The organism is Nocardioides perillae (assembly GCF_013409425.1).
GTDB classification, from domain to species: Bacteria; Actinomycetota; Actinomycetes; order Propionibacteriales; family Nocardioidaceae; genus Nocardioides; species Nocardioides perillae.
Genome location: NZ_JACCAC010000001.1, coordinates 1,208,741 through 1,234,633, shown reverse-complemented (window position 1 = coordinate 1,234,633; position 25,893 = coordinate 1,208,741). Strand labels below are relative to the sequence as shown.

Genomic DNA, 25,893 nt, shown 5'->3' with positions numbered 1-25,893 from the left:
CCGCCCGGTGACCAGACCCCGGCAGCAGCCGTGCCGCACCCCGGCAGCACAGGCCGCGCCGACCCACGGGCGCGGCGTCAGCGGGTGGCGGCAGAGGCGGCGAAGGCCTGCACGGTCGCGAGGTCGTAGGAGCCGGCGTCGGTGCCGAGGCCCTGGGCGACCTGGGCGGCCGTGGCGCAGCCCAGCTCCGCGGCGCCGCGCAGGTCAAGGCCGAGGGCGCGCCCGCGGAGGAAGCCTGCGGAGAAGGCGTCGCCGCAGCCGGTGGTGTCGACGACGTCGACGGCGTACGCCGGCACCTCGACGACCTCCTCGGCCGTCACCACGACGGCGCCGCGCGCCCCGGCCGTGGCCGCGACGCAGCCGACGCCCGTGTCGAGCAGGGCGCGGGCGCCGGTGACGAGGTCGTCCGCGCCGGTGAAGCCGAGCACCTGCTCGTCGTTGGGCAGCAGCACGTCGGCGTGGGGCAGGCAGGCCGCGATCCACTCGAGCATCCCGGGGTCACCGGGTGCCAGGACGTCGACCGACGTGGTCAGCCCGCGCTCGCGGGCTCGCGCGAGCAGCGCGCCCGCAGCCTCGCCGCCCAGGAACTCCGGGCCACCGAGGTGCAGGTGGTCCAGGTCGTCCAGGGCGTCGGGGGCGAGGGAGTCCGGCGTGAAGGCCCCGTTGGCGCCGATGAGGTGCCACGCCGGGCGCTCGCCCGTCGGGCGCACCGGGATCACCGACGCCGAGGTCGGGTGGTCGGCGGTCCGCACCAGGCCGGTGACGTCGACGCCCTCCCGGGCGAGCAGCGCGAGCAGGGTGTCGCCGGTCGGGTCGGTGCCGACCGCGCCGAGGCTGCGGACCTGCGCGCCGAGGCGGGCCAGCACGAGGCCCGTGCCGCCCGCGGTGCCGGCCGCCGACATCCGCAGCTGCTCGACGAGCTGGCCGTCGTTGCCGGCCGGGATGGACTCGATGCCGACGACGTGGGTGTCGAGCACGTGGACCCCGGCAACGGCGACGTGGAACGCGCGCGCCGTTGTGCTCGCAGCAGACGGGGCCGTCGGCGCAGTCAGGGCAGTCAGGGCAGTCGGGGCAGTCGGGGCAGTCGGGTCGGGGGTCGTGGTCACCGGGGCTCCTCAGGGGTGGGCTCGACGGGTCGGGTGGCGCCGTACTTCCGGGCGATCGCGGCCTCGACGACGGCGACCTGCTGCTCCGGGCTGAGCTCGCGCGGCGACCCGAGGGCCGCGGCGCGGTGGTGCAGGGCGCACAGCCACTCGAGGAGCAGGGCGTGCTCGACGGCCGCGGCGAGGTCGGCACCGACGGCGAGCGAGCCGTGGTTGGCCATGAGCGCCGCCTGCCGGCCGCTCAGCGCTCCGCGCACCGACGCCGCGAGCTCGGGGGTGCCGAAGGTCGCGTAGGGCGCGACCGGCACCGACCCGCCGAGCAGCAGCTGCTGGTAGTGCAGGACCGGCAGCTCGTCCAGCACGCACGCCACCGCGGTCGACCACGGCGCGTGGGTGTGCACGACCGCGCCCACGTCGGGGCGGTCCGCGAGCACCCCGAGGTGCAGGTCGAGCTCCGAGGTCGGGGCGAGGTCACCCGCGACGACGCGGCCGGTCGCGTCGACCACGGTCACGTCGTCGGGCGAGCAGTCGGCCAGCACGACGCCGGTCGCCGTGACCGCGACCCGCGCGCCCTCCCCGCCTCCCCCGCCCGGGACCCGCACCGAGACGTTGCCCGCGGTGCCGACGAGCAGGCCCTCGGCGGCGAGGCGGCGTGCGGCGGCGGCGACCGCCCGGCGTGCGTCGGTGGTCTCGGCGGGCTCGGCGGCCCCGGTGGCCCCGGCGGCCGTCACGGCCGCCCCTCCCCGGAGCCTGGCTGCGGCACGCCGGTGCGGCCCGCAGGGGTGGCGTGGCGCTCGAGGTAGGCCGTGACCAGCGCGATGCCCTCCTCGACCAGCGCCGGGTCGCCCTGGGCGTCGTGCTCGAAGGCGAGCTGGAAGCAGCGGTCGCCGACCTCGACGGCGAGCAGCGCGACGTGCTCGGCCAGGCCCTCGTCGGCCAACCCGGTCTCGAGCGCGAGGGCCCGCAACGTGGCGGCGATGCGGCGGTTGTGCTCGCGCCCATAGTCGTGGAGGGCCGTGTTGGTGCGGCCGCGCAGCCAGATCTCCACGAAGGCGGGTCGCCGGTGGTAGACGGTGACGAAGGCCCGCATCGTCGTCTCCACCACGGAGGCGACGGTCAGCACCGGCAGCGTGGCGAGGTCGCTGAGGACCTGTTCGTCCATCTCGGCCATGTCGCGGTCGGCGAGGGCGAGCAGCACGTCCTCCTTGTCGGCGAAGTACTGGTAGAGCGAGGCCACCGGCACCCCCGCGGCGTCGGCGATAGCCCTGGTGGTCAGTGCCTCGACGCCGTGCTCGACGACCAGCGCGGCGGCGGCGTCGAGGACGGCCTCGACCCGCGCCCGGCTGCGCGCCTGCCGCGGCACCCGTCGCCTCGCGGCGCTGCGCTCGTTGGTCTCGGTGGTGGTGCTCGTCACGGGCGCACTGTAGCCTCTCGAGCTGAACCTGACACGCATTCACGTTCGATGGAGGACCAGATGGCGACCGACCCGACCCCGACCGGGCTCGACCTGACGCGCCGCGGCCTGCTGGCGGCCGGCCTCGCCGGCTCCGGCGGCCTCGCCCTCGCCGCGACCGGCGGGCTGACCGGCATCGCCGCGGAGGCGGCCGCTGCCGAGGCCGGCAGCCGCCAGGGCCGTCTCCCCCGCCGGGTCGACGTGGTCGTGGTGGGCGCCGGCCTCTCCGGGCTGGTCGCGGCCCGCCGGGTCGCGGCTGCGGGCCGCTCGGTGCTCGTCGTCGAGGCGCGTCGCCGCGTCGGGGGCCGCATCCTCAACCACCCGCTGCGCGCGGGCGGCGTCATCGAGGCCGGTGGCGCCTTCATCGGCCCCACCCAGGGCCGGATCGCCGCGCTCGCGCGCGAGATGAGGGTGCCGACCTTCCTGCAGCACGCGGAAGGCGAGAGCGTCTACATCTCCTCGACAACCGGCCGGCAGACCTACTCCGGCACGGTCCCGCCCGACCCGACGATCCTGCCCGACGCCGCCCTCCTGCTCACCCGCATCGACCGGATGGCCGCCGAGATCCCCGTCGACGCACCCTGGAGCCACCCCCGCGCCGCCGAGTGGGACTCGATGACGCTCGCGGAGTGGATCCGCGCCAACGCGGTCAACGCCGCCGGCGTCGAGAACCTCATCCGCAGCTGGAGCCAGCCCGGCTTCGGCGCCGACCCCGCGCAGCTCTCGCTGCTCTTCACGCTGTGGTACGTCGCGTGCTCCGGCGACGAGCGCAACCCCGGCACCTTCGCGCGCAACTCCGACACCGTGGGCGGGGCCCAGGAGCGCCGCTTCGTGGGCGGCTCGCAGCTCGTCCCGATCCGGCTCGCCCGGCGCCTCGGCGACCGCGTCGCCCTGGACGCCGCGGTGACGAAGGTGGTGCAGGGCGACGGCCGCGCGGTCGTGCACACCACCCGCGGCGTCGTGCGCGCCTCCCGAGTCGTCGTGGCGGCGCCGCCCCCGCTGGTGCTCGACGTCGACTGGTTCCCGCGCCTGCCCCACCGGCGCACGCAGCTGCTGCGGCAGATGGGCATGGGCGAGCTGATGAAGTGCGACGCCGTCTACCGCCGCCCCTTCTGGCGCGACGCCGGCCTGAGCGGTTTCGGGCTCAACGACTCCGGCGCCGTGCGGGTCGCCTTCGACAACTGCCCCAGCGACGGCTCCCCGGGCGTCCTCCTCGCCTTCGTCGGCGGGTCGACGTGGAAGCGCTACGGCACGCTGCCGCGCGCCGCGCGCCGCCGCGCGGTGCTCGAGGGCTTCGCCGCGATGTTCGGCGAGCAGGCGCTCTCCCCGATCGAGTACACCGAGCAGGACTGGACCCGTGAGCAGTGGACCCGCGGCGGCCCGGTCGCGGTCATGGGGCCGGGCACCCTGTCGACCTTCGGGCCCGAGATCCGCCGCCCCTTCGGCCGCGTCCACTGGGCCGGCACCGAGACCTCCACCTACTGGACCGGTTACATGGACGGCGCCGTGCGCGCCGGCGAGCGCGCCGCCACCGAGGTCCTCGGGCGGCTCCGGTGACCCGCAGCCGCTGGTCGAGCAGGGCCGCCAGGCCCGTGTCGAGACCCCGCGAGCGCCCCGCCGCCCTCGCCGCCCTCGCCGCCCTCGCCGCCCTCGCGCTCACCGCCGGCCTCGCGGCCCAGCCGGGCCCCGCGACCGCCGCGCCGGCGCGCGAGCGCTGGGACACCCGCGTGTTCGCGGTCGTGCAGGCACCCGGCTACCCGGCGTACGTCCACGCCCACACCAACGGCCGCGTCTACGCCGGGACCTACACCGATCCGCAGGGTGACGCGCAGGCCTCGGTCGTGCGCGAGTGGTCGGGCAGCGGCACGCTGCTGCGCTCGTGGCGGGTGCGCGGCCAGCGCCTCGACCAGCCGCACGGGGTGCAGGTCGCCCACCAGACGGTGCGCGGCGAGCTGGTGCTGCTCGAGAAGTCCACCTCCTCGCTGCGGCTCCTCGACCCGCGCACGGGGCGGCAGCGGATGGTCGCGCGCTTCCCGGACCTGCCGGCCTGCGCCGACCCGACCTCCGCGCCCGCTCCGGGTGCGGGCTGCTCGCCCAACGTGCTCGACCTGCCGGCGATCCCGAACTACGCCACCTGGGGCCCCGGCGGGGCGCTGTTCGTCAGCGACTACGCCCAGGCCGTGGTCTGGCGGGTGCCGCCGCGGGGCGGGAGGCCACGGGTGTGGCTCGCGTCCCCGGCGCTGGACGGCACCCAGTTCGGCACCACCGGCATCGTCTTCCGGCCCGGGCGCCGCGACCTGCTGATCAGCCAGCAGTCCACGGCCCTCGACGGCACGCTGCCGGTGAACGGCAAGCTCTACCGCGTGCCGATCCGGCGCGACGGCCGGCCAGGCCCGCTCGAGACGCTGTGGACCTCGCAGCCCACCGAGCTGCCCGACGGCTTCGGCATCGCGCAGTCCGGCCAGATCTACCTCGCCAACGCCGGGCCGTCGGCGCAGCTCGTCGTCCTCTCGCCCACCGGCGAGGAGCTCGAGCGGTTCCCCGAGGTGCCCTTCACCGGCGACAACGGCTCGGCGATCCCCTCTGACACCCCCAGCAACGCCACCTTCCGCGGCACCCGCGTGCTCGTGGCCAACCAGTCCTTCACCGGCGACACCTCCCACCACGCGGTGCTCGAGGTCGAGACCGGCGAGCGCGGCCGCGCGCCGTACCTCCCCCCGGGGGCGTTCTTCCGTCGGTGACGCTGGCTAGCGTCGGACCGGTGAGCACCCTCGCCGACCTCGTCGCCCGCGGTCTCGTCGCGCCCGACTGGGCCGAGGCGCTGGCGCCCGTCGACACCCAGGTGGGCGCCGCCCTGGCCTTCCTCGAGGCGGAGGCCGCGGCGGGGCGGCCGTTCCTGCCGGAGCTGCCGGTCGTGCTGCGCGCCTTCGAGCGACCGCTCGCCCAGGCGCGGGTGCTGGTGGTCGGCCAGGACCCCTACCCCACCCCCGGCCACGCGGTGGGGCTGGCCTTCTCGGTGGGCCGCGACACCCGCCCGCTGCCGGCGTCGCTGCGCAACCTGCAGCGCGAGCTCGCCGACGACCTGGGCCACGAGCCGCCCGGGCACGGCGACCTGACGGCGTGGGCCGACCAGGGCGTCGTCCTGCTCAACCGCTGCCTGACGGTGCGCCCCGGCGAGCCGGGCTCGCACCGCGGCCGTGGCTGGGAGGAGGTCACCGCCTGCGCGGTGGCCGCCCTCGCCGCCCGGGCGGCGGCCGGGCAGCCGCTCGTCGCGCTGCTGTGGGGTGCCGACGCCCGCGCCCTCGCGCCGGCCCTCGCGCCCGTGCCGTGCCTGGTCGCGCCGCACCCCTCGCCGCTCTCGGCCTACCGCGGCTTCTTCGGCTCGCGCCCCTTCAGCGGGGCCGACGCCGCCCTCGTCGCGCAGGGCGCCGACCCCGTCGACTGGCGCCTGCCCGCCTAGGCGTGGCGCCCCGCCCTGGCAGGATGGCCGGGTGCGCTTCCTCTCGATCCAGTCCTCGGTGGCCTACGGCCACGTCGGCAACTCCGCCGCCGTCTTCCCGCTGCAGCGCCTCGGCCACGAGGTCTGGCCGGTCTTCACGGTCGTCTTCTCCAACCACACCGGGTACGGCGCGTGGCGGGGTCCGCTGCTGCCGCCCGAGCAGGTCCGCGAGGTCGTCACCGGGATCGAGGAGCGCGGGGTGCTGGGCAGCGTCGATGCGGTGCTGTCCGGCTACCAGGGCGGCGCCGGCATCGCCGAGGTCGTGCTCGACGCGGTGGCGCGGGTCAAGGCGGCGAACCCGCAGGCGTCCTACACCTGCGACCCGGTGATGGGCAACGCCCGCTCCGGCTGCTTCGTCGACCCCGCCATCCCGCCGATCATCCGGGAGCAGGTCGTGCCGGCCGCCGACGTCATCACGCCCAACCAGTTCGAGCTCGGCTTCCTCACCGGCACCGAGCCGGCGACGCTGGAGGACGTGCTCGCCTCGGCCGACGCCGCCCGCGCGATGGGCCCCTCGACGGTCCTCGTCACCAGCGTGGAGACCGAGGGCGCCGATCCCGAGACGATCTCGATGGCCGCGGTCACCGACGAGGGCGCCTGGCTGGTCACCACGCCACGGCTGCCGATGAAGGCCAACGGCTCGGGCGACGTCACCGCCGCCCTCTTCACCGCCCACCTGCTGGAGACCGACCCCGCCACCGCCCTGGGTCGCACCGCCGCGTCGGTCTTCGCCCTGCTGGAGGCGACGCTGGCCAGCGGTGAGCGCGAGCTGCGCATCGTCGGCGCCCAGGACGTCTTCGTCGACCCGCCGCGCACCTTCGAGGTGCAGCAGGTCCGCTGACGGGCGGCTCAACGGGGTCGGAGCCGGTGACAGGAGTCGAACCCGCGACATCCTCATTACAAGTGAGGCGCTCTACCTACTGAGCTACACCGGCGTCGCGCCCTGGCGAGCGCGGCGCCCATCGTAGGGCGCGTGCCGGTGTGACCCGGTCGACGGCCCCTCCCCTCCCTGGGGGTGGACGAGACGGGTCACGTGGGGCCTAGGGTCGCCGTCGACGGGGGTCGCGCCAGCAGGAAGGCCCCTGTGCCCGTCTTCGAGATCGTGCTCCACGCCGCCGGCGCCCTCGTCCTGCTGGCGGCGGGCGGCGGGCTCGACCTCGCGCGCGAGACCCGGTTGACGGCGACGCTCGCCGCGGCGACTGCCGGGCGAGGCGTGGTGTTCCGCGGCTACCGGTGCGAGGACGACGGCGCCACGCACGTGTGGGCCTTCTCCGTGCCGGCCGACCTGCTCGCGCTCCCCGCCCGCGAGCCGACCGCCGACGTTGGCGACCACGGGCCCGACGACGAGGCAGACGACGAGGCAGACGACGAGGCAGACCTCGCAGCGCCTGCACCGGCCGAGGCGCTGCGCGTCCTGCGGGAGGCGCTGCGGCTCGCCGTGCTCGACCTCGCCCCCGACGGCTGCCCCGGCGACCTGCGGTGGAGCGTGCGCCGGGTGCCGGCCACCGAGACGCCCTGACGGACGGTCCGCGGCGCGACGGCGTCCGCCAGACTGGCCCCATGAGCCACGACCGCGACGAGCCGCAGGCGCCGGGCCACCTCCTCGACGAGCCGCACCACGACGGCTCGCCGGTGCACCTCGACGAGGAGTGGCCGGCGCTCGGCGGCACCGTGCGGGTCCGCTGCCGGACGGCGGCGTCCGACCCGGTCGACGGCGTGTGGATCCGCACCACCTACGACGCGGAGCCGGTCTTCCACGTCTGCGCCCCGCGCCACGCCCCCGACGGGTCGACCTGGTGGGAGGGCGACCTGCCGGTGCACAGCCCGGTCACGCACTACCGCTTCCTGCTCGCGACCCCCGACGGGCGGCAGCGGTGGCTCACCGGCGCCGGCGTGGTCGAGCACGACGTGCCCGACGCCTCCGACTTCCGCGTCACCACCCACCAGCCGGCGCCCGACTGGGGCCGGGACGCCGTGGTCTACCAGGTCTTCCCCGACCGGTTCGCCCGCTCGGCCGCGGCCGACGAGCGCGAGGTGCCCGCGTGGGCGGTGCCCGCCGCGTGGGACGACGACGTGGTCTTCGAGCCGCACGACCACCGCACCCCGCTGCAGCTCTTCGGCGGCGACCTCGACGGGGTGACCGAGCACCTCGACCACGTCGAGGCCGTCGGTGCGACCGTGCTCTACACGACCCCGGTCTTCCCCGGCGAGTCCAACCACCGCTACAACGCCTCGACCTTCACCGGAGTCGACCCGCTCCTCGGCGGGGACGCGGCGTACACCCGGCTCTCCGGCGCCGTCCACGAGCGCGGGATGCGCATCCTCGGCGACCTCACGACCAACCACACCGGGGACACCCACGAGTGGTTCCAGCGCGCGCTGCGCGACCCCGACAGCGAGGAGCGCGGCTACTACACCTTCAACGCCGACGGCTCCTACGAGTGCTGGATGGGCCACGGCACGCTGCCGAAGGTCGACCACACCCACCCCGGGCTGCGCGCCGCCTTCGTCGAGGGCGACGACTCCATCGTCGCGCGGTGGCTGCGACCGCCCTTCGACGTCGACGGCTGGCGCATCGACGTCGCCAACATGACCGGTCGGCTCGGCGCGGTCGACGTCAACCACGAGGTGGCGCGGGCCGTGCGGGCGACCGCGGCCGCCGTGCGCCCCGACCCGCTCGTGATCGGCGAGCACAACCACGACGCCTCCGGCGACGTCGACGGCGACGGCTGGCACGGCACGATGAACTACTCCGGCTTCTCCTGGCCGGTCTGGTCGTGGCTGCGCGACCCCGACTCCCCCGCTCGCTCCTTCGGCCGCCCGTTGCCCGCGCCCGTGCGCCCGGGCCCCGCCGTGCTCCGCGGCCTGCGGGAGTGGCAGGGCCGCCTCGGCTGGCGCGCCACGGAGGCGTCCTGGAACATCCTGGGCTCCCACGACTCCGCCCGCATCCGCACGCTCGTGCGCGACCCGGCCGTCCACCGCGTCGCCGCCGGCCTGCAGTTCACGCTGCCCGGCGTGCCGATGGTGTTCGCCGGTGACGAGATCGGGCTCGAGGGCGTGACCGGCGAGGACGCCCGCCGCCCGATGCCGTGGCACCGCCGCGAGTCGTGGGACGAGGCGACCCTCGCGACGTACGCCGCGCTGGCCCGGCTGCGCGCCGACCTCCCCGCCCTGCGGCGCGGGGGCCTGCGCTGGGCGCACGCCTCCGACGACGCCCTCGCGTGGCTGCGCGAGCACCCCGACGGCTCCGTGCTGGTGCTGGCCCGGCGCGCCGCCGGTGCACCCGTGAGGCTGCCCGCCTCCGCGCTCGGCCTCGCCGACGGCGGCACCGCCCCGCTGCTGCTCGCCACCGAGGACAGCGGGCGCGACCTCGCGGTCGCGGGCGGCCACCTCGCGCTGCCCGGCGACGGCCCCGCCTTCACCGTCTGGGAGCTGCCGGCGGTGCACCCGCCGCTCTGAACCGCCGCACGGACCTGCCGTGACCCCCACCCGCGGGCACACTGCTCTGCGTGGGTAGGGGTGTGGACGAGGAGTTCGAGCAGTGGGTGCGTGCCCGGTCGGGCGGCCTGGCGCGCACGGCGCTGCTGCTCACCGGCGACGTGCACCGGGCCGAGGACCTCGTGCAGGAGACCCTGGCTCGGGTCGCCCAGCACTGGCCGCGGCTGGTGCGCCGCGGCGAGCCCGACGCCTACGCCCGCCGCGTCCTGCACCACGCGGCGGTCGACGGCTGGCGCCGGCGACGGGTGCGGCCGCAGGAGGCACCGCCGGTCACCGGCGAGGAGCCCACGGCTCTGACGGCGTACGACGGCGGGGCGGCGGCCGACCGCCGGCTGCTGCTCCGCGAGGCGCTCGACCGGCTGACGCCGAAGCAGCGCGCCGTGCTCGTGCTGCGCTACTACGACGACCTCACCGAGGTGCAGACCGCCGAGGTCCTCCGCTGCTCGGTCAGCACCGTGAAGTCCCAGGCACGCGTCGCGCTCGCCCGGTTACGCCAGCTGGCGCCCGACCTGCTCGCCGAGCTCGGCGACCTGCCCGATCCCGCTGCGGCGGGCCGACCGGAGGTGGTGTCCCCGTGAGCACCCGACTGCACGACGCCCTCGACGACCTCGTCGTCGACCGCGCACCGGCGGTGCACCGCGACGCGGCAGCCGCCTGGGCGGAGGGCGCACGGCGCCGACGCACCCGCCGCCGCCAGGCGGTCGCCGGGGCGGTCGTGGTGCTCGTCGCGGCCCTCCTGGGCTGGCAGGTCGCCGCGCCCGCCGGACTGCGGCTGCAACCGGCCGGCACCGGCGCAGCCGCGCAGTCCCACCCTCAGCGACTCGAGCACCTCTGGTGGGACCGCGAGCTACCCGACGCGCCCGGTCCGCTCGCGGGGCTGGTCGAGCGCAGCGGCGAGGACCTGAGCGGTTGGTGGGGGGTGTCGCCGGAGGGACGGATGTGGCGGCTCCGGGGTCTGGCAGCCGCGGACTACGTGCCGGCGCTGTCCCCCGACGGTTCGCACCTCGGCCTGATGGCGGGCTCGATGGAGGAGGCGTCCTACGAGATCCGGGACCTGGCCGACGGGTCCGTCGTCGAGTTCTCCTCGATCCACACAGGCCTCGAGGTGCCCACGGGCGACGACGAGCGCTTCTACCACTCGGGCCAGGCGCCCAGCTGGTGGTCGCCCGACAGCAGCCGCGTGCTGGTGAACGTCGAGGCGTGGGCCGACGACGCCACCCCCCAGGAGCGGCGTACGTCGGCACTCGCCCTCGGCACCGACGGCTCGGTGGCGCCGGTGCTCACCCCGCCGGAGACCCGGAGCTCGACGATGCCGCTCGGGTGGGTCGACGACGACAGCGTGGCGCTGGTCGACCTGTCCCGCGGGCCGGACGTCCAGGTGCTCGTCGTCGGCGTCGACACCGGGCGGCTGGAGCGCACCGTCGTGCTGCGCGACGTGCGCGGCAGCGCGTCGCGGTCGCAGTGGTTCGGCTCGACCTCGCCCGACGGCACGCTGCTCGTCACCGGCGTGCCGAGCTCCGCCGGCGACCTCCCGGTGCGGTTGTGGGCGCTCACCGGGCCTGACGCCGGACGGCGCACCGCGCCGCTGCAGCCGCTCGTCGACCCGACCAGCGTCTGCCCGCCGTCGTGGAGCTCGGACGCCCTCCACATCGCCTCGGCGGCGAGCCCGTGGACCGGGTCGGTGGCGCTCTCCCGCCCTGACGGCGCGGTCGACGTCGTCGCCGACCCGCGCCTCGAGGTCTCGTGCTCGACCTGGGCCCGCTCCGCGCTCGACGGCGGCGCGCACCGTGGGTTGGGCGGTCTGCTCCTCGGCACAGCCGACGGTTGGCTGGCATGGCACTGGCGCGAGGTGGCGCTCGGGGTCGGCGCCGCGGCGGGGTGGCTGGTGACGCTGCTGCTGGTCGTGCGCCGACGCCGGCGTGAGGCGGGCTGAGCAGCCGGGCTCGGCTCCGGGCCGAGGCGACGGGCGCGCCGGACCCCTAGGGTGCCCCCATGGCCCTGCGCATCGTCGCCGCGCGTCCACACCCGGCGGTCGTGACGCTGCCGTGGTCGCGTCCGCTGGAGGAGTGGGACGACGAGCACGTCGTGCCGCTGCCGCGCGGGCTCTCGCGCCACGTGGTGCGCATCGTGCGGGTGGGTGACCGCACGTGGGCGGTGAAGGAGACCCAGGAGCCGATCGCGTTCCGCGAGTACCGCCTGCTCCGCGACCTCCAGCGGCTCGGCCTGCCGACCGTCGTGCCGCAGGGCGTGGTCACCGGCCGCACCGACCCGCACGGCGAGGAGCTGCCCGCCGCGCTCATGACCGAGCACCTGCGCTTCTCCCTGCCCTACCGCGTGCTCTTCAGCCACGGCGTCACCGCCGAGAGCCTGCCGGCGGTGGTCGACGCGCTCGTGGTCCTCCTCGTGCGGCTGCACCTCAACGACTTCTACTGGGGCGACGTGTCGCTGTCCAACGTGCTCTTCCGGCGCGACGCGGGCGGCTTCACCGCCTACCTCGTCGACGCCGAGACCGGCGAGCTGCAGCCGACGCTCTCGGACCGCCTGCGCGAGCACGACGTCACGGTGGGCTGCGAGAACGTCTTCGCCGAGCTGATGGACCTGCAGGCCAGCCGCGTCGTGCAGGGCGACGTCGACCCCTTCGAGGTCGTCGGCCTGCTCCGGGAGCGGTACGCCGCGCTGTGGGGCGAGCTGACCGGCGCCGAGCACTTCTCGGCCGCGGAGATGTGGCGCATCGAGCAGCGCATCGAGCGGCTCAACGACCTGGGCTTCGACGTCGAGGAGCTCGACATCGTCACCGACTTCGACGGCGACGACATCCGCATCCAGCCCAAGGTCGTCGAGCTCGGCCACCACCGGCGCGAGCTGCGCGACCTCACCGGCATGGACGTGCAGGACAACCAGGCCCGGCGCCTGCTCAACGACCTCGCCGCCTTCACCGCCCACTACGACCTCGGCGGCGAGGACCGCGCCCTCGTCGCGCAGCGGTGGCTGACCACCGTCTACGAGCCGATCACCGCGATGGTGCCGCCCGAGGCGCGCGGCAAGCTCGAGCCGGCCGAGGTCTTCCACGAGATCCTCGTGCACCGGTGGTACCTCTCCGAGGCGGCCGGGCACGAGGTCGACCTCTTCGAGACCGCCCGCGACTACATCGACCGCGTCCTGCGCAGCCGGCCCGACGAGGCCGTCGCCGCCGACCCCGACGAGGCAGGATCCCCGTGACGCCCCACCGCGAGACCCGCCCGCTCACCCGGGCGGACTTCGAGCAGACGACCGCGCTGAGCCGCGAGGCGTTCGGCGAGCCACTCCCGGGCACACCGCCGCTCGACCCGGCCGCCTTCCCGCGCCCGGGCATGCACAGCTGGGGCACCTTCGAGGACGGCCGTCTCGTCGCCAAGGTGGTCGAGCGCGAGTACCACTCCTGGTGGGCCGGCGCCCGGGTCCCCACCAACGGCATCGCGGGTGTCACCGTCGCGGCCGAGCACCGCGGCGGGGGCCACCTCGCGCCGCTCTTGCGCGAGGTCCTCGGCGCCGGCCTGCGCGAGCGCGGCGAGGCGGTCTCGACGCTCTACCCCACCGCACCCGGCATCTACCGCGGCCTGGGCTACGAGCTCGTCACCTCCCTCGACACCGTCGAGGTGCCGGCCGCCGCGCTCGCCCGGGTCCGCGCGCCCGAGGGCGTCACCCTGCGCCGCGCGACCGTGGCCGACGTGCCGGCGCTGCGAGCGGCGTACGACCGGTGGGCCGCCCGCCAGCACGGCCCGCTCGTGCGCCGCGGCCCGTCGTGGCCGGCCACCGACGCCGAGCTGCTCGCCGACGTCACCGGCACCACCCTCGCGCTCGGGCGCGACGAGGAGGTCCTGGGGTACGCCGCGTGGCGGCGCGGGCAGGGCTACGACGACACCGCGGTGCTCGAGGTCGACGACCTGGTGGTGCGCCACGTCGACGCGGCGCGGGCGCTGTGGGCCTTCCTCGGCTCCTTCTCGAGCGTGGTCGGGAAGGTGCGGGTGCAGACCTCCGGCACCGACGCCGCGCGGCTCGTGCTGCCGACGGTGCACTGGTCGGTGGTGGGGAGCCACCCCTACATGCTGCGGGTGCACGACCTCGTCGAGGCCGTGCGGGCGCGGGCGCTCACCGGTCTGCCGGTGCCCGACGCGGCGGTCGCGCTCGAGGTCGCGGGCGACCGGCTCGGCACCCTCGACGGCGGCTACGCGCTGCGGGTGGTCGACGGCGCGGTCGCGTGCGAGCGAGCGGACGCGCGAGCCGGCGCGCTGCGGCTGACCCCGCAGGGGCTGGCGCTGCTGTGGGCCGGGGCCTGGTCGGTCGGGGCGCTGCGCGACGCGGGCCTGGCGGCGGGCGGTGACGAGGCCGACGACGCGCTGCTCGACGCCGTGTGGTCGGCCGGCGCGCGCGGCGCCGCGCTGCACGTGCGCGACTACTTCTGAGGCCTCACTCGGGTCGCAGCACCGTGCCCGGGCCGACCTGCTGGCCGGGCTCGGGCACGTCGGTGCGCTCGGGCGCGGGCTCGGCCTCGCCGTAGGTCAGCGGCTGCCACGGGCGCACCACGAAGACGCCATTGGTCTGCAGCGTCACGCCCTGGACCCCCACGGGCCGGCCGTCGCGGTAGGTGAGGAGCGCGACGTCGGCCGAGCGGCGCAGCTTGGAGCCGACCGCGATCGCGTACGCCGCGCCCCCCGTCGTGCCGTTGGTGTAGGTCCAGCCAGTGTCGCCGTCCTCCCCGACCACCTCGCTGGGCCCGACCGGCACGTGCAGGTGACCCCCGACGACGAGGTCGACGCAGCCGCGGTCCAGCGCGAGCCGGCCGCTGTTGGCGTCGTGGACCAGGAGCGTCGCGACCCGCTCGCCGTCGGCCTCGGCCTCGCAGGCGGCGTCGGCCAGCCGCTCGGCCTGCTCGCCGAAGGACAGCCCGGTCTCCTCGCGCCACGTGCCGAGCCCGCTCGCGCGCGGGTCGCCGACGCCGAGGAGGCGCGAGCCGCCGGGTCCCTCGACGACCTCCCCGTCGAGGACGGTCCAGCCGAGCTCGGCCAGGCGCTCGCCGACGAAGGGGCCGTTGTCGTGGTTGCCGGTCACCGCCCACCGGTCGAGGTCGCCGAAGGCCTCCTGCAGCGAGTCGAGGCTGAAGGCCTCCCACCGCGACCCCGTCGAGGTGTCGTCGCCGGCGTCGAGCACCGCGGTCGCCCCGGCGGCGTCGGCGACGGCGCGGGCGACGGGGTCCATCCCGACGTTGTCGTGGCGGTCGGAGACCAGCAGCGCCACGGTCTCGCCGTCCTCCGGCTGCCGCAGCAGCGGGTCGTCGACGAGGTCGGCGGCCGCCTCGGCGGCCTCGGCGTAGAAGGCGCGGCTGCGGTCGTAGGTGTCGACCGCGCTGCGCACGAGCCGCCGGGTCTGCGCACTGATCACGCTGCCCGTGCCGACCTGCAGGTCGGCGGCCTCGGGCGGGAGCGGCACGCCGGGGCCGAGGAAGTCGGCCAGCGGCTCCCACGCCTGCTCCTCCTCCTCGGGCGGCGGGAGGCCGACCCACGGCTGCCACGCGGCGACCACGACCGCGACCGCCACGGCGCCGGCCACCGCGGCCCGGGGCCGACGCAGCGAGGCGACGAGCTCACGCCGCCGGCGCGGGCCGACCAGCACCCACAGACCCACCACGGCCGTGCCGGCGGCGAGGCCGCGCAGGGCCGCGGCGAGCGCCATGTCCTGCACCGCGTCGACGACCACCGCACGCTGTGGCTCCGGCTGGCTGGCGATGAAGGCGTAGCGCTGCACCAGCTCGCCGGTCGAGCGCGCCTCGGTCTTGCCGAGCTCGACCTCGACGCCCACCGGCGCCGCCGAGGCCAGCCGCAGGTCGGGCAGCACGGGGCCGGTGCGCACGACGAGGTCGCCGCGCAGGTCGGCGGCCAGGCTCGGGCGCACCACCGCGTCGTGGCTGGCCACCGTCACCTCGCGGCTGCTGACCCCGAAGAGGCCGAGCGCCACGACCACCGCGACGCCGAGGCCGACGGCCGCGGGCACCAGCACCCGGCCGACCCGGTGGGCCCGGCTGGTGAGGGCCCGCGTGGAGGGCACCGCTCGTCTCAGCCCGCGGCGCGCGCCTGCGCCACGGCGTAGAGGGCGACGGAGGCGGCCACGCCCGCGTTGAGGGACTCGAGGTCGCCGGCCATCGGGATCGACACCAGCTGGTCGCAGGTCTCGGCGACGAGCCGGCCGAGGCCGCCACCCTCGGAGCCGACCACCACGACGAGCGGGCCGTCGGCGAGGTCGAGGTCGGGCAGCGACACCTCGCCGTCGGCGGCGAGGCCGACGACCATCAGACCTGCTTGCTGGTAGGCCTTGAGCTGGCGCACCAGGTTGACCGTCTGGGCGACCGGGGTGCGGGCCGCAGCCCCGGCGCTGGTCTTCCACGCGGCGGCGGTCATGCCGGCCGCGCGACGCTCGGGCACGACAACGCCGTGGGCGCCGAAGCCGGCCGCGCTGCGCACGACCGCGCCGAGGTTGCGCGGGTCGGTCACGGAGTCGAGCGCCACGATCAGCGGCGGCTCACCGGCCTCGGCCGCGCGGTCGAGGAGGTCGTCGGGGTGGGCGTACTCGTAGGCGGGGATGCGCGCGGCCAGGCCCTGGTGCACGGCGCCGGCGGTGAGCCGGTCGAGCTCGCCGCGCGAGACCTCCATGAGCGACACCGCGTGCTCGGCGGCGAGGGCGAAGGCCTCGCGCAGCCGGCCGTCGCGCTCGGCGCCCTCGGCGACGTAGACCGCGGCCACCGGCGCGCCGCTGCGCAGCAGCTCGACGACCGGGTTGCGCCCGGCGACCCACTCGTCGGAGCCGGGGGCCCGGCGCCGGGGCCGGCCCGCCTGGGCGCGGTCGGTGCGCTGCGCCGCCTTGTAGGCCTTGTGGTTGGGGCGGTCCTTCGCCTTGGGCGTCGGGCCCTTGCCCTCGAGCCCGCGACGCACGCGGCCGCCCGAGCCCGCCGTGGGGCCCTTCGAGGTCTTGCGGATCGCGCCCTTGCGCTGGGAGTTGCCGGGCATCAGGAGAGGCTCCACTTCGGGCCGTCGGGGGTGTCCTCGACCTCGATGCCGGCGGCCGCGACCTGGTCGCGGATGGCGTCGGCGGTGGCGAAGTCCTTCGCGGCGCGGGCCTGCGCGCGCTGCTCGAGGAGGCCGGCGACGAGGGCGTCGACGGCCGCGGTCAGCTTGTCGTCGGCCCCGCTCCCGGCCGAGGGCCAGGCGGGGTCGTGGGGGTGCAGCCCGAGCACGTCGAGCATGGCGAGCACCGAGGCGAGGTGGGCGCGGCCGGCCTCGCCGCCCGCGGTGGCGGGCTCGCTCAGCAGCTTGTTGCCCTGGCGCACGGCCTCGTGCAGCGCGGCCACCGCGGCGGGGGTGCCGAGGTCGTCGTCCATCGCCGCGACGAAGTCGGCGGCCAGCTCGCCGTCGGCCGGCAGCTGCGCCGGCGCGAGGCCGAGGGCGGCGGCCGCGCGGTCGACGTACCCCTCGAGGCGGCGGTAGGCCACCGCGGCCTCCTCCAGCGCCTCGAAGCTGAACTCGACGTGGCTGCGGTAGTGCGCGGCGACGAGGTAGAAGCGCAGCTCGGGCCCGCGGAAGCGCTGCAGCACCGCCGGGATGGTGAGCGAGTTGCCGAGCGACTTGCTCATCTTCTCGCCGGCGGTGGTGATCCAGGCGTTGTGCATCCAGTAGGAGGCGAACGGGTGGCCGGCCGCGCGCGACTGCGCCTGCTCGTTCTCGTGGTGGGGGAAGCGCAGGTCGACGCCGCCGCCGTGGATGTCGAAGGCCGCGCCGAGGTACTTGCCGGCCATGGCCGAGCACTCGATGTGCCAGCCGGGGCGGCCGCGGCCCCACGGGCTCGGCCACGAGGCGGTCTCGGGCTCGGTGGCCTTGCGGCCCTTCCACAGCGCGAAGTCGCGGGGGTCGCGCTTGCCGCGGGTCTCGCCGTCGGCGGCGGGCTCCATGTCGTCGACGCCCTGGCGGGTCAGCTCGCCGTAGGCCGGCCAGCTGCGCACGTCGAACCACACGTCGCCGGTGCCGTCGTCGGCGGCGTAGGCGTGGCCGCGCGCGATCAGCGTCTCGATCATCTCGACCATCTCGGGCACGTGACCGGTCGCGGCCGGCTCGTAGGTGGGCGGCGCGACGTTGAGCGCGGTGTAGGCGCGGTCGAGCTCGCGGTGCATCTCGTAGGCGAGGTTGAACCACGGGCGACCCTGCTCCGCCGACTTCGCGAGGATCTTGTCGTCGATGTCGGTGACGTTGCGGATGAACGTGACGTCGTAGCCGCTGCGGGTCAGCCACCGGCGCAGCACGTCGAAGCCGACCCCGCTGCGCACGTGGCCGACGTGGGGCTCGGACTGCACGGTGAGCCCGCAGACGTAGACGCCCGCCCGTCCCGGCTGCAGGGGGACGAAGTCGCGCACCTCGCGCGTCGCGGTGTCGTAGAGCCTCAGTGCCACCCGCCGAGTCTAGTGGCGACGCCGGGGGCGCCCCGCATCGTCGGCGGCGGCTTCTGTGACTCCTGGGACGTGAGTGGCGATCTCGCCTACCGTGGTGACCATGCGCGCCTTCCCCGTCCGCACCCGTCCGCTCCGGCGCGTCCGCGCCCTCCGGGGCCGTGTCCCCCTCGCCGTGCCCGCCGTCGCCGCCGTGCTCGCCGCACCACTGCTGGTGGTGCCGGGCGGGCCCGCAGCCGCGACCGCGGCAGGCACCGCGGCAGGCACCGCGGCAGGCACCGCGGCAGGCACGGCGGCAGGCACGGCGGCAGGAACGGTGCCGGTGAGCAGCACCGCAGCCGTCGCCGCGGCCGGGCGGCAGGCGCGTCGGGTCCCCGCGCGCAGCATCGTGCACACGTGGTTCGACACGCAGGCCGCGCTGGCCGGCGGCACGCACCGCGGGACCGCCGCGGTCGACGGCGACCTCGTGCTCGCCTCCCCGGCGGCGACCCGCCGACGCGGCGGCACGGCGTACGACCTGGGCGCGTGGCTCTCGCCCTGGGTGCGGCCGGGCTTCGGCGTCACCGAGCTGATCCCGTCGTGGCAGGCGCGCACGCCGGGCGACAGCCTGGTGCAGGTCGAGCTGCGCGGGCGCGACCGCGACGGGCGGCTGTCGAGCTGGGACACGCTGGCCGAGTGGGCCAACCCCGACGGCCGGGTTCGGCGCACGACCCGCTCGGGCCAGGCCGACGACCTGGGCCGGGTCTCGGTCGACACCTGGCGCGCGGCGCGCGTGCAGGGCGTCGTGTCGTGGCAGGTGCGCGTCACCCTGATGCGGCGGGCGGGCACGGCTGCCGCGCCCGCGGTCGACGCGGTCGGTGCGGTCGCCTCGCGGCTGCCCTCCCCCTCCACGCCCGTCCCGACCTCCACGCCCGGCCCCGGCCGCGGCGTCGCGATCGACCTGCCGCGCTGGTCGCAGTACACCCACACCGACCACTACCCGCAGTGGGGCGGCGGCGGCGAGGCGTGGTGCGCACCGACCTCGGTGTCGATGGTGCTCGGCGGCTACGGCCGGCTGCCGATGCCGCGGGAGTACCGCTTCGTGCCGACCGACCACCCCGAGCCGTGGGTCGACCACGCCGCGCGCTACACCTACGACCACGGCTACGGCGGCACGGGCAACTGGGCGTTCGGCACGGCGTACGCCGCCCTGCGCGGCACCGACGCCTTCGTCACCCGCCTGCGCTCGCTGCGCGAGGCCGAGGACTTCGTCGTGGCGGGCATCCCGCTGGTCGCCTCGATCGCCTTCGCCCGCGGCGAGCTGAGCGGCGCACCCATCTCGAGCTCCGCCGGCCACCTGCTGGTCGTCGCGGGCTTCACCGACGACGGCGACGTGGTGGTCAACGACCCTGCCGGCCGCGGCACCGCCTCCTCGCCGGTGCGCCGCGTCTACGACCGCGCCGAGTTCGAGCGGCTGTGGCTGCGCGCCTCCGGCGGCGCGGTCTACGTCATCCGCCCCGACGGCGCTCCCCTCCCCGCGCGGGGCAAGCGGCGCAACTGGTGAGGCCCGGGGCTGGGCCGACGGTCTGAGGCGGGCCGGCGACCGGGACCGGGCTCCGGGGACCGGGGACCGGGGACCGGGGACCGGGGACCGGGGACCGGGGAAGAGTCCCTGACGTGCTCGAACGTTCGTGCAAGCCTTGCTCGAACGTTCGAGCACGTCCTGCGCTCTTCGCGGGACGGGGTGGCCCAGTCGGTCCGCCCAGCCCGGCGGCGGCCCGCCGACCGCACCCGCGGCCGGGGCGAGGTCAGGAGGCGGTGAAGTCGACCTCGTGCCACCCCGTGGCGCCGTCGGGGAGGACGTCGCGGACGACGCCGGTCTGCACGGCGCCGCTCTTGTCGGTGGCGCGCACGCGCAGCACGTGCTCGCCTGGCTCGACCTCGACGGTGGCCGCCCACTGGACCCAGGTGTCGTCGGTGGGCGGGGAGGCGATCTCGGCCGGCTGCCAGGCACCCCCGTCGAGCGCGACCTCGACCGCGGCGATGCCGGTGCCCTGCGCCCAGGCGACGCCGCCGCAGCGCACGTCGCCCGCCGGGACCTCGGCCCCGGAGCGCGGCACGTCGACGCGCGAGCTCGTCTTGACCGGGCCGCGCTCCCCCCAGCCGCGCTGCGTCCAGTACGCCGCGACGTCGGCGAAGCGGGTCACCTCGAGGTCGACGACCCACTTCGTGGCCGAGACGTAGCCGTAGAGCCCCGGCACGACCGTGCGCACCGGGAAGCCGTGCTCGATCGGCAGCGGGGCGCCGTCCATGCCGACGGCGAGCATCGCGCCGCGGTCGTCGGTGAGGGCGTCGAGCGGCGTCGAGCAGGTCCAGCCGTCGGCGGAGGTCTGCAGGACCGCGTCGGCGCCGGGCTGCACGCCCGCCTCGGCGAGCAGGCCGGCGAGGCGTACGCCGCTCCACCAGGCGTTGCCGACGAGGTCACCGCCGACGGGGTTGGACACGCAGGTGAGCGTCACCCACTGCTCGGTGACCTCGCGGGCGAGCAGGTCGGCGTAGGTCAGCCGCACCTCCCGGTCGACCATCCCGTGGATCCGCAGCTCCCACTGCTCGGGGTCGATCGTGGGCACGACGATCGCCGTGTGGATCAGGTAGAACTCCGGCAGCGGCGTCTGCCAGGGGGTCACGCCCTCGAGACCGACGAGCGCGGCGTCCGGCACGTCGGGACGCGTGATCGGCAGCCGCAGCAGCCGTCGCGTCTGCTCGACCGCGCGGCGTGGTCGGCCCACCAGGCGGCCCGCGGCCCCGACCACGACCGCACCCGCGGCCACGACGCCCGCGCGCACCAGGAACGCGCGGCGGGTGGCGGCCCGCGCGGTCGCGCGCCGGCTGTCCTCCGGCCCCGGCTCCGCTCCCGCGCCGACCCGCGGCACCGCGATGCGCTCGAGGCGTGCGAGCGGGGTGGTCAGCAGCGACAGCGCGAAGAGCCAGGTGACCACGCCGACCAGCACCGGCACCAGGTCGGGCACGGTGGCGACGGGGGCGGACAGCACGGCTGCGGCGCCGATGGCGCCGAGGGCCAGCCACACCAGGAGCGGCTGCCACCACGCACGCCGCTGCCGGCGCCCTGCGAAGGCGAAGACCAGCAGCAGCGCGGCCCCCATCCCGGCCAGCAGCAGGGGCTTGCTGGCGCTGCCGAGCCCGCCGATCGCCGCCTCCGCGACGGGGCCGGGCGTGAGCCGCACGAGCGCCTCGGCCACCGCCACGACCGGCGACTCGCGCACCCCCAGGGCGACGGCGGTGACGTAGCTGGTGGCCAGGCCGGCGAGGCCCGCGAGCACACCCGCGAGCGACCAGGTGCCGCGCGGCGCCCGGCGGGGGTCGCGCCGGGCCGCGCGCCCGGCGGGCCCGGGCACGGCCGTCGCCTCGTGGGACCCGTCCTCGCTCACGCGTCCATCCTCCCTCAGGCATGATGCGGCCCGTGAGCGAGACGCCCGCCGGCCCGAGTGCTTCGTCGTCGCCGGCCTCCCCGGATGGCACCCGGCTGCCCCGCGTCGGCACCGGCACCGACGTGCACCGGCTGGTCGCGGGCGTGCCGATGCACCTCGGCTGCCTGGCGTGGCCCGACGAGCCCGTCGGCCTGGAGGGGCACTCCGACGCCGACGTCGCCGCCCACGCGGCCTGTGACGCGCTGCTCTCCGCCGCCGGGCTCGGCGACCTCGGCAGCAACTTCGGCACCGCCGAGCCGGCGTGGGGGGGCGCGTCCGGCGCCGCGCTGCTGACCGAGACCGCGCGGCGGGTGCGCGCCGCCGGCTACGCGATCGGCAACGTGGCGGTGCAGGTCGTCGGCGAACGACCGCGCCTGGGCCCGCGCCGCGACGAGGCGCAGGCGGCGATGAGTGCCGCCCTGGGCGCCCCGGTCTCGCTCTCGGCCACCACCACGGACGGCCTGGGGCTCACGGGCCGCGGCGAGGGCGTGGCCGCGATCGCCACCGCGCTCGTGGTCTAGCCGCCGAGCAGCCGGTCGATCTGCTCGCCGGTGAGCGTGCCGAGCTCCTCGCCGAGGGCGTGCTCGATGGCGGCGGTGAGCTCGTGGCGGAAGGACGCCAGCGCCGCCTGCGAGACCACGGGCAGGATCGACTCGATGCGCGAGGTGATCTCGGGCCACCGCTCCTCGGGCATCCCCTCCTCGAGGAAGGGGTGCCACACGTCGTCGATGAAGGCGCTCACGAAGCTCTGCGCCACGCCCGACATGGCCGCGGTGACGTCGTCGAAGAGCCCCAGCACCCGGGTGCGGCTCAACCCGAGCGCGAGCGCCTGCGCACCCGCGCGCACCAGCACGGGCCGCAGCAGCAGCAGGGTGCGGTCGTCCTCGCGCTGCACGAGCCCGATCTGCACGAGCTGGTCGACGAAGGCGTCGTCGTGCTCCACCCCGGCGAGCCGGCTCAGCTCGTCGACCCCGATCCGCTCCGGCTCGACGACGGTGCCGAGCGGGTCGTTGAGGAGCGTGAGCAGGTCGAGCGCGTGCGAGTCCGCGACGTGCGGCTTGTCCGCGAGCGCCTTCTCCACCGCGCCGAGGGTGTAGCCCCGGTCGACGAGGTCGCGCACGAGCTGCAGCCGCGCCGCGTGCTGCTCGGTGTAGTAGCCCGTGCGCCCGACGAGCCGCGGCGCCGGGATCAGGCCGCGGCTGGCGTAGGCGCGCACGTTGCGCACCGTCATCCCGACGCGCGCGGCGAGCTGGTCGATCGTCATCTCGACCGAGTGCGGCGTGCGGGGCGGCTTCACGCGCCCATCCTCCCCCACCGCTCCCGACGACCCGGTCGTCGGTGTGACCCGGAGCACCCTTGCCGCCCTCCTCGCCGTCGTGCCACAGTGGATGTTACATCGCTGATGTCACATAGGTGGTGTCCCGTACCGGCCCCCGGAGGTCCCCGTGCCCGACGTCGTGCACCTCGTCCCGCAGGCGCTCTCGACCGCGCCCGCGCTCACCGCCGCGCCCGCCGCGCCGTCCGCGGGCGGCGCCCCGCTCGACCAGGTCGCGGTGGTCGTCGCCTTCACCGCCCTCGTCTACGGCGCGGTGGCCTGGATCGTCCTGCGCGAGCGGCTCGGCCGCCCGACCCTCGTCGGTCGCGCCGCGGTGCGCGTGGCCCGCCTCGACGGCAGCCCCACGTGGTTCGCCCTGCCGCTGGGCGTCGTCACCGTCGGCGTCGTCAGCGCGGTCGTCGGCCTCTACTGGGACGTCAGCTACCACATCTCCGCCGGCCGCGACGAGGGTCCGCTGGCCAACCCGGCGCACTACTTCATCTTCCTCGGCCTGGTCGCGATCTTCGCCGGTGCCGTGCTCGCCGTCGGCCTCGCCGACCGCCCCGCGGACGACTCGGCCCTGCCCGAGCGGACCTTCCGCGTCCTGCGCGGCTGGCGCACGCCGTACGGCCCCCTCGTCGGCATGTCCGTCGGCATGATCGCGCTCCTGGGCTTCCCCCTCGACGACCTGTGGCACCGCCTCTTCGGCCAGGACGTCACCGAGTGGGGCCCCACCCACGTGGTGATGATCGGCGGCACCGTCCTCGCGGGCTACGCCATCCTGCTGACCTGCGCCGAGGCCCGCCAGGTGTCGCGCTCGCGGCTGCGGCCGTGGTTCGAGCACCTGGGGCTGCTGATCGTCCCCGCGGGCCCGGTCGCCTTCATGCTCGAGTACGCCTTCGGAGTCCCGCAGTTCCCCCTGCTCAACGACCCGCTGATCCTGGCCGCGACCGCCTCGCTCACCTTCGTGCTCGCCTCGCTGCGCTCCTGGTGGCTGCCGCTGGCGCTGTGGGCGGCGTACGCCGTGCTGCAGGGCGCGCTCCTCGGCCTCAACACCGTCGTGCTCAACGCCCTTGCGCCGTGGCCGCCGCTGCTGCTCGGCGGCGCGGTGGTCGCCGCGCTCGCGGCCCGCTGGGCCCGCCCGACCTGGGCGCACGCCGTCGGGGTCGGCCTGCTCGTGGCCCTCGCCCAGACCGCGACCGAGCTGGTGTGGACCGACGCCGTGCGGCCGATGCCGTGGCCGGCCGACATGCTCCCGCTGGCGTTCGCCGGCAGCGCGGTCGTCGGCGCCGCCGCCGGTGCGGTCGCGCTGTGGCTGCACCTCGCGCTGGCGTCGGTGGGCGCGCGCGGCGACGAGCCGACCTACGCCGACGCGGCCGGACGGGCCGCCCGCACCGCCCACCCCTGGACCGGCCGGGTGGCCGCGCTCGGCCTCGCCGTGGTCGTCGCGGTGCTGGCGGTGACGGTGCCGCCCCGCGCCGGCGGGCTGACCGACGGCGGCGACGCCCCGCTCGAGGCGACGCTGCGGGTGCTCGAGCCCGCCACCACGACCGACGTCGCCGGCCGCGAGGGCCTCGCCGGGCTGCTCGAGGTCACCGTCTCCGACCCGCCGGTCGCGCAGGAGGCCTGGTGGTTCGAGACCCTGTCGTGGCAGGGCGGCGGCGTGGTGCACGGCGAGCTCGAGCGGGTCGACGACGACACCTGGCGCACCACCGAGCCGGTGCCGCTGCACGGCACCTGGAAGACGCTGGTGCGCCTGCACGCCGGGCCGCTCGCCCTGGTCGCCGCGCCCGCCTACCTCCCCGAGGACGCCGCGATCCCCGCACCCGAGGTGCCGGCACCGGTCGGGGGCGCCACCACCCGCGCCTTCGTCGAGGAGGCCGAGATCCTGCGTCGCGAGGCGCGCCCGGACGTGCCCGCCTGGCTCAGCACCGCGGCGTACGCCGTGGTCGGCGCGATCTTCGCCAGCCTCTTCTGGGTCATCGGGGCGGGCTACGCCGCCGCCGCACGACGCACCCGGCCGGCGCCGGGCCGCGCGCGGCGCCCGGCCGGGCCCGCGGGCCGCACCCGCCGCCGCACGGTGGGAGCGGGCGCGTGAAGACCTTCGACGGGCTCGAGCTGCACGTGCGCACCCACGGCCCCGACGACGCGCCGCTGACCGTCGCCCTGGCGCACTGCTGGACCGCCGACACCGAGGACTGGCACTACCAGGTGCGCGACCTGCTCAGCGCCTTCGGCCACGAGGTGCGCATCGTGACCTGGGACCACCGCGGGCACGGCCGCTCGCAGGAGTCGCCGCTCGAGGCGTGCACCATCGAGAACCTCGCCCGCGACATGGGCGACGTGCTCGACCGCTACGCCCCGACCGGTCGCCTCGTGCTGGCCGGGCACTCCATCGGCGGCATGACGATGATGGCCCTGGCTGAGCAGCGCCCCGACCTGCTCGCGCGCGTCGACGGCGCGCTCTTCGTGTCGACCTCCTGCGGCGACCTGCGCACCGTCACGCTCGGGCTGCCCGAGATGGGGCCGGTCAAGGAGGCGATCCCCCACGTGCTGGCGGTGCGCGCCCGGCTGCTCTCGCGCACCCAGCGCCGCCGCTTCCCGCTGATCGAGCGCCAGGTCGTGCGCCGGGTGCTCTTCGGCTCGCCGCTGCGCCCACGCGACACGGGACTCGTCGTCGACCAGCTCATCAACTGCCCGCCGGCGACGATGGAGGGCTTCTACCGCGACTGCATGCTCCACGACCGCCACGCGCTGCTCGGCGCCTACGACCACGTGCCCACCCGGGTGCTGGTCGGCTCCGCCGACCGGCTCACCCCGCCCCACCACGCGCGCAAGCTCGCCGCCGCCATCGCCGGCGCGCGGCTCGTCGTCGCCCCCGGCGCCGGCCACATGCTGCCCCTCGAGCGCGAGGCGCTGGTCTCCGAGCACCTCGTCGAGCTCGTCGCCGACGCGCAGGCCGCCGCCCGGGCGCGCCGTACCGCCGCCCCGACCCCCGCCGCCGCCCCCGCCGCCACACCCGCCGCCACACCCGCCGCCATGTAACGCGCCGTTGGTAGCACTCCGACCCCCCGTCGACAGGGGTGGGAGC

General features: G+C 76.5%; 22 protein-coding genes and 1 tRNA gene. 14 read left to right on the top strand and 9 right to left on the bottom strand.

Annotated elements, in window-relative coordinates; genetic code table 11:
- Positions 1-77: 77 nt before the first annotated feature.
- The 3 genes from BJ989_RS05760 to BJ989_RS05750 form a co-directional block, all read right to left on the bottom strand.
- A complete protein-coding gene (locus tag BJ989_RS05760; protein WP_343049124.1) occupies positions 78-977 on the bottom strand; it encodes a carbohydrate kinase family protein in 900 nt (299 codons plus the stop codon).
- A gap of 125 nt (positions 978-1,102) precedes the next feature.
- On the bottom strand, positions 1,103-1,834 hold the full coding sequence (locus tag BJ989_RS05755; RefSeq protein ID WP_179517379.1) for a class II aldolase/adducin family protein: 732 nt from the start codon (positions 1,832-1,834) through the stop codon (positions 1,103-1,105).
- On the bottom strand, positions 1,831-2,517 hold the full coding sequence (locus BJ989_RS05750) for a TetR family transcriptional regulator (protein ID WP_179517378.1): 687 nt from the start codon (positions 2,515-2,517) through the stop codon (positions 1,831-1,833). The genes BJ989_RS05755 and BJ989_RS05750 overlap by 4 nt, the downstream gene beginning before the upstream one ends.
- A 60-nt stretch (positions 2,518-2,577) precedes the next feature.
- Between BJ989_RS05750 and BJ989_RS05745 the strand changes: the two genes are divergently transcribed.
- Genes BJ989_RS05745 through pdxY form a run of 4 tightly spaced genes read left to right on the top strand, consistent with a single transcriptional unit; the run spans position 2,578 to position 6,896 of the window.
- Positions 2,578-4,113 carry a flavin monoamine oxidase family protein gene (locus BJ989_RS05745; RefSeq protein WP_179517377.1) on the top strand — a complete coding sequence of 512 codons (1,536 nt, stop codon included), beginning with the start codon at positions 2,578-2,580 and terminating at the stop codon, positions 4,111-4,113.
- Between the two features lie 35 nt (positions 4,114-4,148).
- A complete protein-coding gene (locus tag BJ989_RS05740; RefSeq protein WP_179517376.1) occupies positions 4,149-5,297 on the top strand; it encodes an SMP-30/gluconolactonase/LRE family protein in 1,149 nt (382 codons plus the stop codon).
- Between the two features lie 20 nt (positions 5,298-5,317).
- A complete protein-coding gene (locus BJ989_RS05735; RefSeq protein ID WP_179517375.1) occupies positions 5,318-6,016 on the top strand; it encodes a uracil-DNA glycosylase in 699 nt (232 codons plus the stop codon).
- 31 nt (positions 6,017-6,047) lie between these two features.
- Positions 6,048-6,896 carry a pyridoxal kinase PdxY gene (pdxY, locus tag BJ989_RS05730; protein WP_179517374.1) on the top strand — a complete coding sequence of 283 codons (849 nt, stop codon included), beginning with the start codon at positions 6,048-6,050 and terminating at the stop codon, positions 6,894-6,896.
- A gap of 21 nt (positions 6,897-6,917) precedes the next feature.
- Here the strand turns inward: pdxY and BJ989_RS05725 are convergent.
- Positions 6,918-6,990 (bottom strand) — tRNA-Thr (locus BJ989_RS05725).
- Between the two features lie 149 nt (positions 6,991-7,139).
- Between BJ989_RS05725 and BJ989_RS05720 the strand changes: the two genes are divergently transcribed.
- Genes BJ989_RS05720 through BJ989_RS18680 form a run of 6 tightly spaced genes read left to right on the top strand, consistent with a single transcriptional unit; the run spans position 7,140 to position 13,995 of the window.
- A complete protein-coding gene (locus BJ989_RS05720) occupies positions 7,140-7,574 on the top strand; it encodes a hypothetical protein (protein WP_179517373.1) in 435 nt (144 codons plus the stop codon).
- A 41-nt stretch (positions 7,575-7,615) separates the two neighbouring features.
- On the top strand, positions 7,616-9,514 hold the full coding sequence (locus tag BJ989_RS05715; protein WP_179517372.1) for a glycoside hydrolase family 13 protein: 1,899 nt from the start codon (positions 7,616-7,618) through the stop codon (positions 9,512-9,514).
- 50 nt (positions 9,515-9,564) lie between these two features.
- Positions 9,565-10,131, top strand: a complete 567-nt coding sequence (locus BJ989_RS05710; RefSeq protein WP_343049123.1) for a SigE family RNA polymerase sigma factor — start codon at positions 9,565-9,567, stop codon at positions 10,129-10,131.
- A complete protein-coding gene (locus tag BJ989_RS05705) occupies positions 10,128-11,486 on the top strand; it encodes a hypothetical protein (protein ID WP_179517371.1) in 1,359 nt (452 codons plus the stop codon). The genes BJ989_RS05710 and BJ989_RS05705 overlap by 4 nt, the downstream gene beginning before the upstream one ends.
- A 59-nt stretch (positions 11,487-11,545) precedes the next feature.
- On the top strand, positions 11,546-12,772 hold the full coding sequence (locus BJ989_RS05700; RefSeq protein WP_179517370.1) for a DUF4032 domain-containing protein: 1,227 nt from the start codon (positions 11,546-11,548) through the stop codon (positions 12,770-12,772).
- Entirely contained in the window at positions 12,769-13,995 is a 1,227-nt protein-coding gene (locus BJ989_RS18680; RefSeq protein WP_179517369.1) for a GNAT family N-acetyltransferase, read from the top strand. The genes BJ989_RS05700 and BJ989_RS18680 overlap by 4 nt, the downstream gene beginning before the upstream one ends.
- A gap of 4 nt (positions 13,996-13,999) precedes the next feature.
- On the opposite strand, the gene BJ989_RS05690 is transcribed toward BJ989_RS18680, so the two are convergent.
- From BJ989_RS05690 to cysS, 3 genes are read right to left on the bottom strand one after another with little or no spacing between them, the layout of a single operon-like run.
- Positions 14,000-15,634: a metallophosphoesterase family protein gene (locus BJ989_RS05690; protein WP_343049122.1), complete on the bottom strand. Its 1,635-nt coding sequence runs from the start codon at positions 15,632-15,634 to the stop codon at positions 14,000-14,002.
- Positions 15,635-15,642: 8 nt separating this feature from the next.
- Complete coding sequence (gene rlmB, locus BJ989_RS05685; RefSeq protein WP_179517368.1) at positions 15,643-16,590, bottom strand: 23S rRNA (guanosine(2251)-2'-O)-methyltransferase RlmB; 948 nt, start codon at positions 16,588-16,590, stop codon at positions 15,643-15,645.
- Complete coding sequence (cysS, locus tag BJ989_RS05680) at positions 16,590-18,023, bottom strand: cysteine--tRNA ligase (protein WP_179517367.1); 1,434 nt, start codon at positions 18,021-18,023, stop codon at positions 16,590-16,592. Before cysS ends, rlmB begins: the two co-directional genes overlap by 1 nt.
- A gap of 100 nt (positions 18,024-18,123) precedes the next feature.
- On the opposite strand from cysS, the gene BJ989_RS05675 reads away from it, so the two are divergent.
- Positions 18,124-19,563, top strand: coding sequence for a peptidase C39 family protein (locus BJ989_RS05675; protein WP_179517366.1), 1,440 nt, complete (start codon positions 18,124-18,126; stop codon positions 19,561-19,563).
- Positions 19,564-19,807: 244 nt separating this feature from the next.
- Here BJ989_RS05675 and BJ989_RS05670 read toward each other — a convergent pair whose 3' ends face one another.
- Positions 19,808-21,448: a molybdopterin-dependent oxidoreductase gene (locus BJ989_RS05670; RefSeq protein ID WP_343049121.1), complete on the bottom strand. Its 1,641-nt coding sequence runs from the start codon at positions 21,446-21,448 to the stop codon at positions 19,808-19,810.
- Positions 21,449-21,543: 95 nt separating this feature from the next.
- Here BJ989_RS05670 and ispF point away from each other — a divergent pair, with 95 nt between their 5' ends.
- Positions 21,544-22,008, top strand: a complete 465-nt coding sequence (ispF, locus tag BJ989_RS05665; RefSeq protein ID WP_281363252.1) for a 2-C-methyl-D-erythritol 2,4-cyclodiphosphate synthase — start codon at positions 21,544-21,546, stop codon at positions 22,006-22,008.
- Here the strand turns inward: ispF and BJ989_RS05660 are convergent.
- Entirely contained in the window at positions 22,005-22,784 is a 780-nt protein-coding gene (locus BJ989_RS05660) for a MerR family transcriptional regulator (protein WP_179517365.1), read from the bottom strand. The two genes, ispF and BJ989_RS05660, sit on opposite strands and share 4 nt — an antisense overlap.
- Positions 22,785-22,932: 148 nt before the next feature.
- Here BJ989_RS05660 and BJ989_RS05655 point away from each other — a divergent pair, with 148 nt between their 5' ends.
- Positions 22,933-24,900, top strand: a complete 1,968-nt coding sequence (locus BJ989_RS05655; protein ID WP_179517364.1) for a hypothetical protein — start codon at positions 22,933-22,935, stop codon at positions 24,898-24,900.
- Positions 24,897-25,847, top strand: a complete 951-nt coding sequence (locus BJ989_RS18675) for an alpha/beta fold hydrolase (protein ID WP_179517363.1) — start codon at positions 24,897-24,899, stop codon at positions 25,845-25,847. The genes BJ989_RS05655 and BJ989_RS18675 overlap by 4 nt, the downstream gene beginning before the upstream one ends.
- The last annotated feature ends 46 nt before the right edge of the window (positions 25,848-25,893 follow it).

Excerpts from the sequence above, each read along its gene's own strand:
- rlmB (WP_179517368.1), bottom strand. The coding sequence starts at position 16,590 with ATGCCCGGCAACTCCCAGCGCAAGGGCGCGATCCGCAAGACCTCGAAG.
- BJ989_RS05715 (WP_179517372.1), top strand. The coding sequence starts at position 7,616 with ATGAGCCACGACCGCGACGAGCCGCAGGCGCCGGGCCACCTCCTCGAC.
- BJ989_RS05700 (WP_179517370.1), top strand. The coding sequence starts at position 11,546 with ATGGCCCTGCGCATCGTCGCCGCGCGTCCACACCCGGCGGTCGTGACG.
- BJ989_RS05745 (WP_179517377.1), top strand. The coding sequence starts at position 2,578 with ATGGCGACCGACCCGACCCCGACCGGGCTCGACCTGACGCGCCGCGGC.
- BJ989_RS05675 (WP_179517366.1), top strand. The coding sequence starts at position 18,124 with ATGCGCGCCTTCCCCGTCCGCACCCGTCCGCTCCGGCGCGTCCGCGCC.